This is a genomic window from Streptomyces sp. NPDC008092 (genome assembly GCF_042957285.1).
GTDB lineage: Bacteria > Actinomycetota > Actinomycetes > Streptomycetales > Streptomycetaceae > Streptomyces.
On the sequence record NZ_JBIBHY010000022.1, the window covers coordinates 44,823 to 59,198 of the forward strand.

Genomic DNA, 14,376 nt, shown 5'->3' on the forward strand with positions numbered 1-14,376 from the left:
CCCATGGACACGTCCACCGCGCCGCCCGCCGGGCGGCGGGCCGCCTCCGCGACCGAGCGCCAGTTCTGGTTCGCCGAGCGGATCGCCCCGGGCTCACCCGCCTGGCGCGTGCTCAGCACCGTCCGCGTCGAAGGCGCCGCGGACCGGGGAGCCCTCGCCGCCGCGGCGGCGAGGGTGGTCGCCCGGCACCCCGCGCTGCGGTCGGTGTTCGCCCCGGCGGACGGGGAGCTGTGGTGCTCGGTGGTACCGCCCGTCGCCCCGCCGCTGCTCGAACTCCCCCCGGGCACCGCCTTCGACGCGGCCGCCCGCGAGCTGGCCCGCAGCGGGCTGCTCGACCCCGGCACCGGCCGCCACGTGGTCCTCGCGCTCGCCGAGGACACCGGTGACGTCCCCGGCGCCACCCTGTACGTCCTCACCCACCACCTCGTGTACGACGGCCTGTCCCACGAGGTGTTCACCGCCGACCTCGCCCGGGCCCACGCCCGCGTCGTCGCCGGGGAACCCGAACCCGCCCCGCTCGCCCACTGCGTGCCGCGGCCGCCGGACGCCGGACGCCGCGCGGAACTCGCCGCCCACTGGCGGGCGGCGCTCGACGGCGTGCCCGACCTGCCGGGGGACGGCGCCGGTCCGACCCAGCGGGAGCTGGCCGGGACCGAGCCGCACTGTCACGTCGTCGGGTTCCCCTCCCGGGCTGGCGCCGCGGCCCGGGAGGCGGCCCGGCGCCTGGCCTGCCCGCCGTTCGCCGTGCTGCTCACGGCGTACGCCCAGGCGCTGTACGACCTGTGCGGCGCCGAGGACTTCTGCATCGGCACCCCGGTGTCGACCCGGACCCCGGACCTCGCGGACGCGATCGGCTGCCTGCTGACCACACTGCCGGTGCGGATACGGCGGCCCGCCGCGGCCGACGCGTGCGAGCGCACGTGGGCGACGTTCACCGACGGCCTGTTCCACATGGACCTCCCGCAGGACGACCTGGTCCGTGCCGTGCGCACCCGTGCCGGGCGCCGCATGCCCCTCTACCAGGCCCTGTTCGCGTACGAGAGCTGGCCGCGCCCCGTCCACGACGCGGGCACGGTCCGGATGCGCACCGAGCCCGTGACCCCGCTCGGCACCCAGGCCGAGGTCCTGTTCCAGCTGAACGAGCTGCCGGACCACCGCCTCGCGGGAACGCTGCAGGCCCCCGTCGGCGGGCTCTGGGCGGGGCGCCTGGCAGAGCTGGCGGACGCCGTCGGGCGCCGATTCGCCATGCTCACGACCACCACCGAGGAGATCGCCAGATGGCACTAGTGATGTGTCTGCCGTACGCGGGAGCCGGTGCCGGTGTCTACCGCTCCTGGAAGGCCATGGCCACGGACCGCGCCCGTGCCGTACCCATCCAGCTCCCGGGCCGGGAGGAGGAGTACTCCCGGCCCCACTACACCTCGTTCCCCGAGTGCGTCTCCGACGTCACCCGCCGCATCACGGAGGCCGCGGCCGGCGAGCCCTTCGCCGTCTTCGGCCACAGCTTCGGCGGGCTGATCGCCTACGAGGTGACGCGCCACCTGCACGAGACCGGCGGACCGCTGCCCGAGCGGCTGATCGTCAGCGGCACGAGCAGTCCCCGCTACCGCGGCTACACGGGCCTCAGCGACGACGACGACGAGGCCGTCGAGCGGCTCAAGCAGGACAGCTCGCGTGGCTTCGAGGCACTCGACCACCCCGAACTGCGCGCCATCCTGCTGCCGACGCTCCGCTCCGACGCCCGGCTGCTGGAGCAGTACGGCGACTACCGGCCCGGGGCGTACGACCCGCTGCCCGTCCCGCTCACCGCCCTGCGCGGTGTGTCGGACACCCTGGCCACCCCGGAGGGGGTCGCCGACTGGAAGACCTTCACCACCAGGGACTACGCGGAGTACGAGATGCCCGGCGGCCATCTCTACCTGCTGGACACCATGCCGGAACTGTGGCGCCTGATCGAGGAGCAGCTGTGACACGGATCGCCCCCCTGCCTCCGCTGCCGGCCGCGACGGAGTACGGCCAGGCCGAACTCGCCCGCGCGGGACTGGCCGAGCTGCGCCGGGAGGACCCGGAACTCGCGGGCCTGCTCGACGCGGAGGTCCGCGACCAGGACACCACCCTGGCGATGATCGCGTCGGCCAGTGTCGCCGCCCCGTCCGTCCTCGCCGCGAGCGGCTCCGCGCTGTCCAACGTCACCGCCGAGGGCTACCCCGGCGCCCGCTACCACCCCGGCGCGGTCAACTTCGACGAGGTCGAACGGCTGGCCGTACGCCGGGCCAAGGCCCTGTTCGGGGCTCGGTACGCCAACGTCCAGCCGCACTCGTGCTCCTCCGCCAACCTCGCCGTGCTCGCCGCCCTGGTGCCGCCCGGCGGCACCCTGCTGGGGCTCGGCCTCGACGCCGGCGGTCACCTCACGCACGGCTCCCCGGCCTCGGTGACCGGACGGCACTACCGGGCCGTGCACTACGGCCTCGACGGGAACGGCCTGGTCGACTTCGGGCACGTCGCCGAACTCGCCCTCGAACACCGCCCCACCGTGCTGATCGCGGGTGCCAGCGCCTACCCCCGGACCCTGGACTTCGCCCGCTTCCGGGAGATCGCCGACTCGGCCGGCGCCTACCTGCTGGCCGACATCTCGCACATCGCGGGCCTGGTCGCGGCCGGTGAGCACCCCAGCCCCGTCGACCACGCGCACATCACCACGACCAGCACCTACAAGCAGCTCGGCGGCCCGCGCGGCGGCATCATCCTCAGCGGCCGCGACCACCGGGCCCCGGGCCCCGACGGACGCACCCCGCTGGAGCGGCTGCTGCAGCGGGCCGTCTTCCCGCAGACCCAGGGCACCCCTGCTCCCGCGTCGATCGCCGCCAAGGCCCGCGCGTTCGCGCTCGCCGCGGAACCCCTGTTCACCCGCACCGCGCGGCTGACCGTCTCCGGCGCCCGCGCGCTCGCCGCCGAACTGGCGCGCCTGGGACACCGGGTGCTCACCGGCGGGACCGACAACCACATGGTCCTGATCGACCTCCGCGGCGGCCGGCTCAGCGGAGTGGTCGCCGAACGGGCCCTGGAGGAGTGCGGCATCCTCGTCAACCGCAACCGCATACCGGGCGACACCCGGCCGCCCCTGGTGACCAGCGGCGTCCGGCTGGGCTGCAACATCCTCGCCCAGCGCGGTATGGGGCCGGAGCACATGAGGGAGTGCGCGGAACTCATGCACGCCGTCCTGAGCGCCACCACACCGCTCAGCGACACCGAGTACCGCATCGACCCCCACCAGCGCGTCCATCTCCGCAATCGGGTACGGGCGTTGTGCGCTCGCCACCCCCTGCCGCACGCGACCGCCCGGGCCGACGACACCGGCGCCCTCCCGACAGGAGTCTCCCTGTGAGCCCCGACAACGCGCCCGCCGACACCTCGGCTGCCCGGCTTTCCGGCACCTCGGCCGTCCGACCCGCCGACTCCCCGGCGGTCCGGCCCGCCGGCACCCCGGCCGCCTGGCCCGCCGTGCTCGTCCCGGCCGACCGGCCGCGCCGCGCCGGTGCCGACCCCCGCGCGACCGGTCTGGTCCGGGGCACCCTGGCCGTGCGGGAGGACGGAGCGGCCTCCCACGACCTGCTCGTCGCCTGCTTCGCGGCACTGCTGCACCGCCTCACCGGCCAGGACCTGATCGCGATCAGTACCCCCGACGGCATCACCGGACACACCGTCGCCGCGGACTCCACCACGGCCGACCTGGTGGCCGGCCGCATCCCGGTGACCCCCACCGCCGACGAGGGCGCACCCGCGGTGGCGGTCGCCCACGGCGCCGGACCGCAGGACGTCCCGCCGTTCGAGCTGTACCTCGCCCTGGACCGCCAGGACGGCGAATGGACCGCTGAACTGCGCTACGACGAGCGGCTGTTCACGGCCGACACGGCCCGCCGCGTCCTCTCCCACCTGCGCACCCTGACGGCGAACGCACTCCAGGAGCCGCACACACCGGTCTCCCGGCTCGCCCTGCTCACCGCCGAGGAGACGCACCGTGTCCTGACCGAGTGGAACGACACCTCGGCGGACCTGCCGCACGGCACCTGCCTGCACACGGCGTTCGAGGAGCGGGCCGCGGCCGACCCCGGCGCGCCCGCCGTCGTCCACGAGGCCCGCACCTGGTCCTACGGGGAGGTCGACGCCGCCGCCAACCGGCTGGCCCACCGGCTGCGGCAGGCCGGGGTGGGCCCCGACGTACGGGTCGGACTGTGCCTGGAGCGCTCCGCCACCCTGCTCGCCGCCGTCCTGGGCATTCTCAAGGCGGGCGGCGCCTACGTGCCCCTCGACCCGGACTACCCGGCCCAGCGGCTGACCACCATGCTGGAGGGCACCTCCTGCGCCGTCGTCGTCACCGACCGGCTCCGGTCCGTGGTGCTGCCCGCTCCGTCGCCCGGCGTCGAACGGCTGGTCGTCCTGGCCGACGGACTCCTCGACGGCACGGCGCCGGAACTCGCGGACCAGCCGGCGACCGCCCCCGGCGGGACCGCGGGCCCCGACGACCTGTGCTACGTCATCCACACCTCCGGCTCGACGGGACTGCCCAAGCCCATCGCACTGCGCCACCGCGGTGTCGTGAACAACCTGGCCGACCTCAACTCCCGCTACGCGGTGGGCCCTTCGGACCGCGTCCTGGCCCTGTCCTCGCCGAGCTTCGACATGTCGGTCTACGAATTCCTCGGCATCACCGCGGCCGGCGGGACCGTGGTGGTGCCCGAGGCGGACCGTGCCAAGGACGTGGCGTACTGGGCCCGGCTCTTCGCCCGGCACGACGTCACCGTCTGGAACTCCGCCCCGGCCCTGCTGGAACTGCTCACCGAACACCTGGAGCACACCGGCGGCGCGGCCCTGGCCCGGCTGCGGCTGGTCATGCTCGGTGGCGACTGGGTCCCGGTGTCCCTGCCCGACCGGGTCCGGGCACTCGCCCCCGACGTCCGCTTCGTCGTCCTCGGCGGGGCCACCGAGGCATCGATCCACTCCACCCTCTACGAAGTCGTCGGCACCGACCCCGCCTGGACGAGCATCCCCTACGGCCGGCCCATGGCCAACCAGCGCGCCTACGTCCTCGACGACGCGGCGCAGCCGGTGCCGCCCGGTGTCGTCGGCGAACTCCACCTGGCCGGCACCGGGCTGGCCCGCGGCTACCTGGAACGCCCGGACCTGACGGCCGAACGCTTCCCGGACTGGTCGTACGGTGACGTGCGCGACCGCCTCTACCGGACCGGGGACCTGGCCCGCTGGCGCCCGGACGGTGTTCTGGAGCTCGTCGGCCGCAAGGACTTCCAGGTCAAGCTGCACGGGCTGCGCGTCGAACTGGGCGAGATCGAGGCCGTGCTGCGGGCCCACCCCGCCGTGCGGGAGGCCGTCGTCACGGCCCGGGAGGACGCCCGCGGCGGCCGGCAGCTGGTCGGCCACGCCGTCGCCCACCCCGGTCCGGCCCCGCGCCCCGAGGAACTGCGCGCGCACCTGGCCAAGGCGCTGCCCTCGTACATGGTGCCCGCCGCGGTGCTCGTCCTGGACGAGCTGCCCCTCAACGTCAACGGCAAGCTCGACCGCAAGGCCCTCGGCGCCCTCACCCCCGCCTCGGAGGAACCGGGTCCCGGCACGGCGGCCGGCGGGGCTCCGGCCGGTGCCTGGGAGGAGTACCTGGCCGCGGTGTGGCAGGACGTCCTGCGCGTCGACGCGGTCGGCCGCGACGACGACTTCTTCGCGCTGGGGGGCGACTCCATGTCCGCCCTGCGCTGCCTGACCCGCATCGGCAACGGCCTGCGCTGGCCCGACCTGTTCCGCCATCCGACGGTCCGCGGGCTCGCCGGCCACCTCACCGCCGCCGGCGCCGAGCCGCCGACCGCGTGACGCGTACGCCCGACACGTCCCTGGAGGAGAAACCGTGACGGTCCACACCGGCACCGACGCGCTGCCGCTCACCGCCGAGGCGTTCCGATCCGTCTTCCGGCACCACGCGGCGGGCGTCGCCGTGGTGACCGCGCATGCCGGCAGGCCGGCCGGCTTCACCGCCACCTCGCTCTCCTCCGTGGCCGCGGTCCCGCCCACCGTGTCGTTCTCCATGAGCACGTCCTCGTCGAGCTGGCCCGTCTTCCAGGACGCCACCCATGTCGGGGTGCACATCCTCGCGGAGAGCCAGCGGGACCTCGCGGCGGCCTTCGCCGCCAGCGGACCGGACCGCTTCGCCGCGCCGACCCGCTGGCGGCGGGGTCCGCAGGGCGTCCCGCTGCTCGACGGGGTGCTGGCATGGCTGGTGTGCCGGATCGAGGCGACCGTCCCCGCGGGGGAGCACCGCCTCCTCGTCGCCCGCGCCGTCGCGGCGGAGTCCCGCCCAGCCGGCCGCCCGCTGCTGTACCACGACCGCACCTACGCCGGCCTGAGCGACACATGACCCTCCGGCAGCCCCGACGGGCGTCCCCGCGCTGTCGTCCAGGTCGGTCGCGGTGGCCTTCATGACGCTGGTCTCACCGCTGCGACCGGGGCGAAATCGGTGCGGTGGACGTCGAGGGCCTTCGGTACGTGATCCGGTTCGGGCCCCGCTTGCGGCAGCTGCTCCACGAGGTCGTCGACGGGCACATGACGAAGCGGGACGCCCTCGCGGTCGCGGCTTGGGCGGAACCGTTCGTCACCGAGGAGAGCGCCCCGGCTGGTACTCCGCAGACTCCGACCGAGACGGAGACCGAGACGGAAACCGAGACGGAGAAACGCCGGAACCGAGACCGGGGCGCCGCTCATACTCGCTTGACGACGATCGATTCCGGAACCAGCTTCTCCAGGTCGTCCACGTCCGATGTGAAGACGGTGACCTGCCCTTTCTGCTGTCGGGCGATGACGGCGAGCACCGCGTCGATCGCGTACTCGTGGCCGTGAAGCTTGGCGTCGGCCAGGAGCCGGCGGGCCTGGCGGGCCTCGTCCTTCCCGATGTCGGCGACCTTGAGCCGGGAGAGCACCCAGTCCCAGCGCTGCTCGGTGGTTCTGCCGTCGTACGCCTCCACCAGCGTCATGGGCGACGTGACCACTTCGGCTTCGCCTCGTGCCGCGAGATCGAGCCGGGCGATCATCTTCCGGTCGCCGCGCACAGCGAGGGACAGGGCTTCACAGTCGAGTACGAATGTGCGCAGTGGCCGTTGCCTGTGCTCACTGGCTCGCTTGGTCACGCGGCCTCTCCGGCGTTGTGTCCTCCGGCGGTGCGGCGACGCTCGTGCTCGGCGTCGAGATCCTCCAGCTCCGAGAGTGCTTCCGAGCGCTCGTCCTTGGTGACCGCGCCGTGTTCCTCCTGCAGCCAGTCGACCAGTTCCAGCAGACGGTCCCGATCCCGCTTGAAGCGCAGTGCTTCGGCGACGTACGCCGAAAGTCCCCGCTCAGCCGCCTCGGCACGGATCTCGTCCAGGAGATCTTCGGGGATCGTCACCGTTACTTTCTTGGTTGCCATACAAGTCACCATACTCTTGGTGTGAATGCCCCTACCAGGGTGCCGTGACCCGTAGGGCCGGGAGGCCAGTGGCCCATCCGTGAGCACTGCCCATGCGTGATCGTCGACTCGTACCGCCTCACAGCGAAGGATTCCTCGTCGTGGCTCGCGGTGGGGCTCTTCGACGCCCGGGGAGTCTGAGGACAACGCCGAAGGGCCCCCTGTTTCCAGGGGGCCCTTCGACAACGTGCCCGGTGAGGCACTGGCGGAGGATACGAGATTCGAACTCGTGAGGGGTTGCCCCCAACACGCTTTCCAAGCGTGCGCCCTAGGCCTCTAGGCGAATCCTCCGCTCGGAACATTACATGACCGAGAGGAGTGCTCGCGAACTCGTTCCCACCCGCTGACGTCGGGTACTCTGTGCAGAGCCCCTCACGCGGCGCTATCTGACTGAACTCCCCCAGGGCCGGAAGGCAGCAAGGGTAGGTTGGCTCTGGCGGGTGCGTGGGGGGCGCTTGCGTTTGGCGGGCGGGGCGGGTTGTCAGTGGGCGCCTATAACCTCGTATGCGTGTCGTCTCTCGCGCTGTACCGCCGCTATCGCCCGGAGTCGTTCGCCGAGGTCATCGGGCAGGAGCATGTCACCGACCCGCTGCAGCAGGCGCTGCGGAACAACCGGGTCAATCACGCGTACCTGTTCAGCGGTCCGCGCGGATGTGGCAAGACGACCAGCGCGCGGATCCTCGCCCGGTGCCTGAACTGCGAGCAGGGCCCGACGCCGACCCCGTGCGGGGAGTGCCAGTCCTGCCAGGACCTGGCGAGGAACGGGCCGGGGTCCATCGACGTCATCGAGATCGACGCGGCCTCTCACGGTGGTGTGGACGACGCCCGTGAGCTGCGCGAGAAGGCCTTCTTCGGGCCCGCCTCCAGCCGCTACAAGATCTACATCATCGACGAGGCCCACATGGTCACGTCGGCCGGCTTCAACGCGCTGCTCAAGGTCGTCGAGGAGCCGCCGGAGCATCTCAAGTTCATCTTCGCCACCACCGAGCCCGAGAAGGTCATCGGGACCATCCGGTCGCGGACCCACCACTACCCGTTCCGGCTGGTGCCGCCGGGCACGCTGCGGGACTACCTCGGCGAGGTGTGCGGCAAGGAGCAGATCCCCGTCGAGGAGGGCGTGCTCCCGCTGGTGGTGCGGGCCGGCGCCGGGTCCGTGCGTGACTCCATGTCCGTCATGGACCAGCTGCTCGCCGGGGCGGGTGCGGAGGGTGTGACGTACGCCATGGCCACCTCCCTCCTCGGGTACACGGACGGTTCACTGCTCGACTCCGTCGTCGAGGCCTTCGCGACCGGGGACGGCGCCGCCGCCTTCGAGGTCGTCGACCGGATCATCGAGGGGGGCAACGACCCGCGCCGCTTCGTCGCCGACCTGCTGGAGCGGCTGCGGGACCTGGTGATCCTCGCCGCGGTCCCGGACGCCGCGGAGAAGGGGTTGTTCGACGCCCCCGCCGACGTTCTCGAACGGATGCAGGCCCAGGCCGGCACCTTCGGCGCAGCCGAGCTCAGCCGCGCCGCCGACCTGGTCAACGAGGGCCTGACCGAGATGCGCGGCGCCACCTCCCCGCGCCTCCAGCTGGAGCTGATCTGCGCCCGCGTGCTGCTGCCTGCGGCGTACGGCGACGAGCGGTCCGTGATGGCCCGCCTCGACCGCCTGGAGCGGGGCGTCAACTTCTCGGGCGGGGGCGGCGCGCCCGCCATGGGGTACGTCCCCGGGCCCGAGGCACATGCGCAGCCGCCGGCGCCCGTGCAGCAGGGGGGCGGTCCGGCGGCGGCCCGGGCGGCCGTGCGAGGCGGCGGCCCGGCTCCGGCCCCGGCCCCGGCACCTGTGCACACTCCGGAGCCTCCGGCTCCGGCGCCGGCTCCGGTCGCGGTGCCCACCCCGCCTCCGGCCGCACCGCCCGCTGCCGCCGCCGCTCCGGCTGCTCCCGCGGCCGGTGCCTGGCCGACGGCGGCACCGGCGGGTGGCGGTGGCTCCCGCCGCCCCGGCGGCTGGCCCACGGCCGCGGGCGGCGGCGCCGCTCCGGCGGCCCAGCAGACCCCGCCGCCCCCGGCAGCCTCTCCGGCTCCGGCTCCGGCTGCCGCTCCCGCCCCGGCACCCGCCGCCGCGCCTGCCGGTGGCCTCGACCCCCGTGTGCTCTGGCCGAACATCCTGGAGGCGGTGAAGAACCGCCGCCGCTTCACCTGGATCCTGCTCAGCCAGAACGCCCAGGTCGCCGGTTTCGACGGCACCACCCTCCAGATCGGCTTCGTCAACGCGGGCGCCCGCGACAACTTCGCGAGCAGCGGCAGCGAGGACGTGCTGCGGCAGGCGCTGGGCGAGCAGTTCGGCGTGCAGTGGCGGATCGAGGCGGTCGTCGACCCGACGGGTGGCGGTGGCGCGGCGCCGCCCGGCGGCTACGGGGCGCCCGCGGCGTCCGGCTACGGCAGCGCGGCCCCCGCGGCCCCGGCCCGCCCTGCGCCCGCCCAGCAGGCCCCGGCAGCCGCCCCGGCCCAGAGCCCGCCGCCCGTCCCGAGGGCAGCGGCCCCGGCCCCCGTACCCGCCGCCCCGGAACCCCCGCCGGTGTCCCCCGAGGACGACATCCCCGAGGAGGACGACCCCGACCTCGACGAGTCGGCCCTCTCCGGCCATGAGCTGATCGTGAAGGAGCTGGGGGCGACTGTCGTCGAGGAGATCCAGAACGAGTGACGCGGGGCGGGCACCGACGGCTCGGAGGCCGGGGTCGGCCCGACGCCCCTGGGTTTCTCAACGCACCCGGCGCAGGAGAGCGAAGGGTCCCGTCCCCAAGTGCTCGGCACGTGCTCGGCCGGAGTGCCGCGACACGCCGCCGGTCGACCGCGGCGCCGTCGTGGCTGATCGCGCAGTTCCCCGCGCCCCTTACGGGGCGCTGCCGCTTGGCCCGCCGGGCAGTTGAGGCAGTAACCACGCCCCATCCCGTGCCCAATCCCGTCAGGGATTCGAGGTGGCAGTCGGCCCCTGCTTGAGGTGGCAGTCAGCCCCTGTCCCGTCAGGTGATCGAGGCGGCAACCACCCCCAGCCCGTCCGGCGTTTGAGGACGAGGCCGTTCAGGCCGGAGTGGGGGTTTGGGGGCGGCAGCCCCCAAGGGGGCGGGCAGCTCGGCAGGCGGTCACTTCTCGGCCGAGCCCCCTTGGAGGAACCTCCAGTCGGCCCGCCCAGCTACGCTGGCCCCCGTGAAGGTCCTCGTCATCGGCAGCGGCGCCCGCGAACACGCCCTGTGCCGCTCCCTGTCCCTCGATCCCGACGTCACCGCGCTGCACTGCGCCCCCGGCAACGCCGGCATCGCCGAGGTGGCCGAGCTGCACCAGGTCGATGCCCTGGACGGCGCGGCGGTGGCCGCGCTCGCCCTGGAACTCGGCGCCGAGCTGGTGGTCGTCGGCCCGGAGGCCCCCCTGGTCGCCGGGGTCGCCGACGCCGTGCGCGAGGCCGGGATCCCGGTCTTCGGCCCCTCCGGGGAGGCCGCGCAGATCGAGGGGTCCAAGGCGTTCGCCAAGGACGTGATGGCGGGGGCCGGAGTCCCCACCGCCCGTTCGTACGTCTGCACAAACGCCGAGGAGGCCGCCGAGGCGCTGGACGCCTTCGGCGCGCCGTACGTCGTGAAGGACGACGGGCTCGCCGCCGGCAAGGGCGTCGTCGTCACCGACGACCTGGACGCCGCCAAGGCGCACGCCGCCGCCTGCGACCGCGTCGTCATCGAGGAGTTCCTGGACGGCCCCGAGGTCTCCCTCTTCGCGATCACCGACGGCGAGACGGTCCTCCCGCTCCAGCCCGCCCAGGACTTCAAGCGCGCCCTGGACGGCGACGAGGGGCCGAACACGGGCGGCATGGGGGCCTACTCCCCGCTGCCCTGGGCCGACCCCAAGCTCGTCGACGAGGTCCTGGAGGGCGTCCTGCAGCCGACCGTCGACGAGATGCGGCGCCGCGGCACCCCGTTCTCCGGTCTGCTCTACGCCGGCCTCGCGATCACCTCGCGCGGTGTGCGGGTCATCGAGTTCAACGCCCGCTTCGGCGACCCGGAGACCCAGGTGGTCCTCGCCCGCCTGAAGACCCCGCTGGCCGGCGTCCTGCTCGCCGCCGCGAACGGCACCCTCGCCGACCTCCCGCCGCTGCGCTGGCGCGACGACGCGGCCGTCACCGTCGTCGTCGCCTCGCACAACTACCCGGACACCCCGCGCACCGGCGACCCCATCACCGGCCTCGACGCGATCGCCGCCGAGGACGCGCCGGACGCCTACGTCCTGCACGCGGGGACGAAGCGCGCCGGCGACGACGTCGTCAGCGCCGGTGGCCGGGTCCTCTCCGTCACGGCGACCGGCGCGGACCTGACCCAGGCCCGTGAGCGGGCGTACGCGGCGGTGGCGCGGATCGGCCTCGACGGCTCCCAGCACCGTACGGACATCGCCGCGAAGGCGGCGGCCGAGGCCCGGACTCAGGTCCAGGAGGCCTGAGCCCTCCCCTCCCCGCAGATCCGTCCCTGATCAGGCCCCGGACCCGAAATCCGGGGCCTGATCGTTGCTGTCTGTCGATCACCTCTGACCAAAGCCATTCCATCGAGTGACCGATGCCCTATCCGGCTGACGGGGGCCGAGGCCCCAACTAGGGTGCGGCGCAGGCGTTCCGGCACTTGGCCCACCGGCATTGCGATGTCGGTGGCGGGTGCCACAGTGGGGGAGTGAGCAACAGCCAGGACAGGCCGAGGACAGCAGGGAGGGGGTGAGGTCCGGACGTGACCAGTACCGGTATCGGTGCGGAGGCGGGAGCGCAGGCAGCGCGTACCCGGGCCCTCGCCGTGCTGCGCATCCGTGGCCGGGCCCTGGCCGTGGCCCTGCTCCCCGCGGCGGCCACGGTGATCCTGCTGGCCGGCGGTTCCACCGGCCACTTCGTCGGCCGCGGCTGGGACACCGCCCGCTGGACCGTCGGCGCCCTCGCGGTGCTGGTGCTGCTGGCCGCCGCCGGTGTCGCCCTGGTCGTGGCCCGCGCGCGCCCGGCCGTGAGCCCCACGGTCGCGATCTCCGAGGAGTCCGCCCCCGACCTGTACCGGATGGTGCGCGACCTGGCCGACCGCCTCGACGTGCCGGCGCCCTCCGCCATAGCGCTCACCCCGGACTGCGACAGCTGGCTGGAGGACCGCACCCACCCGGCCCACGGCCCGCCCGCGCCCAAGGGCGGCGACGAGCTCGGCACCCCCGGCCTGCACCGCCGTACCCCGGCCGCCCCCGTCCTCGTCATCGGCTCCCCCTTCCTGTGGTGGATGCGCGTCGGCGAGCTCCGCGCGGTCCTCGCCCCGGTCGTCGCCGGTACGGGACCCTCGGCGCACCCGGACATAGCGGCGGCCCGCCGGTTCGTCAGAGGCCTGGACGCGGCGGTGGCGGTCTCCGCGGCGCCCGCCCGGCGTCCGGCCACCCGCCTGGTGTGCGCGGGCATCGCCTGGGTGGCCCGGCTGCTGCTGCGGGGCTGCCGGGAACACGCGGCACTGATGGAGCGCGGGGTCGCCGCCGCGGCCGCCGAGCGGGCCCAGGCCGTGGACTACGGCCTGCGGATCGTCGCCCAGGAGCAGGTCGGCCTGGCCTACGCCGGCTGGGACCGGCTGCTCACCCGGGTCGCCCTGCCCGCCTGGCGGATGGGCCGCTGGCCCTCCCGGCTGGACGCGGGCGTGGTCGCGGCCCTCACCGAGCTGTCCCGGCGCGACCGGCTGGCCGAGGGCTTCGCCTCCCGGCTGGGCGAGCGGCCCGCCTGCGACCTGCTGGAGGAGCCGGGCCTGGTGGACGAGGCCGCCTCGCTGCTCGCGGCCCGCCTCTTCCACGGCGGCCCCGCCGAGCCGGGACCGGCCTGGTCGCCGGTGGCCTGGCAGGAGTACCCGGACGAGGTCGTCGACCGCACCTGGCGCACCGAGGCGGCCCGTCTGCACCGCGTCCTGGACGCCCTCGGCGTCCGTGCCACCCTCGACCCCGGCGCCCCCGACCCCGGCGGCCCCACCCTGGCCCGGGTCCTGGACCACCTGACCGACCCGGCCGCCCCCGGCAGACGCCGCTGCCTCCCGGCGTACGGCGACGACGACCTCCGTACCCCAAGCCACGACGGTGCCCCCCGCAGCTCCGGCCACGACGGTGCCCCCCGCAGCTCCGGCCACGAGGGTGACCCTCACATCCCCGGCCACGAGGGTGACCCTCACATCCCCGGCCACGACGACGACCCTAGCTTCCCCGGCCACGACGGCGACCCCGGCCTCCCCGGCTACGACGACGAGGCGGACGAGCCCACCGGCACCGAACGCAGTGCCGCGCTCGCCGCCGGCCTCACCGCGGCGCTCGCCCGCGAGGAGCACGAGGGAGCGCACGCGAGCACGGCCGACACCGCGCGCCCCGGCTGCCCCGCGGCCGCCGGCCAGGGCGGTCCGGGCAGCACCGGCAGCCCCCTCTGGGACGACGGAGCCCTGCCCCTCTTCCCGCTCCAGCCCCCGCGCACCGCCCGCGAACTCCTCGCCGACCACGTCAAGGCGATGGTGTGCTGCGCGGCCGTGGACACCGCTGGAGCCACCCCCGGCCTGGACTGGCTCGACGGCCCGGCCCTGCTGGTCGACGGCGAGCGGGCCGCCGACCTGACGCCCAGAGTGCTCAGCCTCATCGAGGAGGGAGACCCGGCCCCGCTGCGGGCCTGGCTGGTCGAGTCCGGAATACGTCCCGAGAAACCGGTCCGGCTGGTCTGACCTCGGCATTTCGGCCCTTTAGCGGAGCAAACTGTTCCACTTCAGGCAAATTCGCAACGAACCGTGACCGGACGCGTGCGTTATGTGATGTGCTGGGACCGTTGTCGGAAGTGGCAAGCGCATCCGACATAAGACAGACGGCACAGTCACGGCACC

10 protein-coding genes, 1 tRNA gene and 1 other RNA gene are annotated in these 14,376 nt (G+C 74.3%); 9 read left to right on the plus strand and 3 right to left on the minus strand.

Features of this window, described 5'->3' with window-relative positions; translation table 11 throughout:
* Positions 1 to 3 precede the first annotated feature (3 nt).
* The 5 genes from ACFZB3_RS45290 to ACFZB3_RS45310 are packed head-to-tail and all read left to right on the plus strand — an operon-like array spanning position 4 to position 6,418.
* Complete coding sequence (locus tag ACFZB3_RS45290) at positions 4 to 1,287, plus strand: condensation domain-containing protein (RefSeq protein ID WP_391388720.1); 1,284 nt, start codon at positions 4 to 6, stop codon at positions 1,285 to 1,287.
* Complete coding sequence (locus ACFZB3_RS45295) at positions 1,278 to 1,970, plus strand: alpha/beta fold hydrolase (RefSeq protein WP_391388723.1); 693 nt, start codon at positions 1,278 to 1,280, stop codon at positions 1,968 to 1,970. Before ACFZB3_RS45290 ends, ACFZB3_RS45295 begins: the two co-directional genes overlap by 10 nt.
* The gene (glyA, locus tag ACFZB3_RS45300; protein ID WP_391388725.1) at positions 1,967 to 3,385 is read left to right on the plus strand and encodes a serine hydroxymethyltransferase; all 1,419 of its coding nucleotides are present in this window, start codon (positions 1,967 to 1,969) and stop codon (positions 3,383 to 3,385) included. Before ACFZB3_RS45295 ends, glyA begins: the two co-directional genes overlap by 4 nt.
* Positions 3,382 to 5,877: an amino acid adenylation domain-containing protein gene (locus ACFZB3_RS45305; protein WP_391388728.1), complete on the plus strand. Its 2,496-nt coding sequence runs from the start codon at positions 3,382 to 3,384 to the stop codon at positions 5,875 to 5,877. The genes glyA and ACFZB3_RS45305 overlap by 4 nt, the downstream gene beginning before the upstream one ends.
* Positions 5,878 to 5,911: 34 nt before the next feature.
* The gene (locus ACFZB3_RS45310) at positions 5,912 to 6,418 is read left to right on the plus strand and encodes a flavin reductase (protein ID WP_391388731.1); all 507 of its coding nucleotides are present in this window, start codon (positions 5,912 to 5,914) and stop codon (positions 6,416 to 6,418) included.
* Positions 6,419 to 6,758: 340 nt separating this feature from the next.
* On the opposite strand, the gene ACFZB3_RS45315 is transcribed toward ACFZB3_RS45310, so the two are convergent.
* The 3 genes from ACFZB3_RS45315 to ACFZB3_RS45325 form a co-directional block, all read right to left on the minus strand.
* On the minus strand, positions 6,759 to 7,184 hold the full coding sequence (locus tag ACFZB3_RS45315; protein ID WP_391388733.1) for a hypothetical protein: 426 nt from the start codon (positions 7,182 to 7,184) through the stop codon (positions 6,759 to 6,761).
* Entirely contained in the window at positions 7,181 to 7,459 is a 279-nt protein-coding gene (locus ACFZB3_RS45320; protein ID WP_391388736.1) for a CopG family transcriptional regulator, read from the minus strand. Before ACFZB3_RS45320 ends, ACFZB3_RS45315 begins: the two co-directional genes overlap by 4 nt.
* Positions 7,460 to 7,701: 242 nt before the next feature.
* Positions 7,702 to 7,789 (minus strand) — tRNA-Ser (locus ACFZB3_RS45325).
* Positions 7,790 to 7,861: 72 nt separating this feature from the next.
* Here ACFZB3_RS45325 and ffs point away from each other — a divergent pair.
* The 4 genes from ffs (at position 7,862) to ACFZB3_RS45345 (ending at position 14,220) form a co-directional block, all read left to right on the plus strand.
* Positions 7,862 to 7,960: signal recognition particle sRNA small type (gene ffs, locus ACFZB3_RS45330), an RNA gene on the plus strand.
* Positions 7,961 to 8,006: 46 nt separating this feature from the next.
* The gene (locus tag ACFZB3_RS45335) at positions 8,007 to 10,184 is read left to right on the plus strand and encodes a DNA polymerase III subunit gamma and tau (protein WP_391388739.1); all 2,178 of its coding nucleotides are present in this window, start codon (positions 8,007 to 8,009) and stop codon (positions 10,182 to 10,184) included.
* Positions 10,185 to 10,687: 503 nt separating this feature from the next.
* Positions 10,688 to 11,962, plus strand: coding sequence for a phosphoribosylamine--glycine ligase (purD, locus tag ACFZB3_RS45340; RefSeq protein WP_391388742.1), 1,275 nt, complete (start codon positions 10,688 to 10,690; stop codon positions 11,960 to 11,962).
* A 278-nt stretch (positions 11,963 to 12,240) separates the two neighbouring features.
* Positions 12,241 to 14,220 carry a hypothetical protein gene (locus ACFZB3_RS45345; protein ID WP_391388745.1) on the plus strand — a complete coding sequence of 660 codons (1,980 nt, stop codon included), beginning with the start codon at positions 12,241 to 12,243 and terminating at the stop codon, positions 14,218 to 14,220.
* Positions 14,221 to 14,376 lie beyond the last annotated feature (156 nt).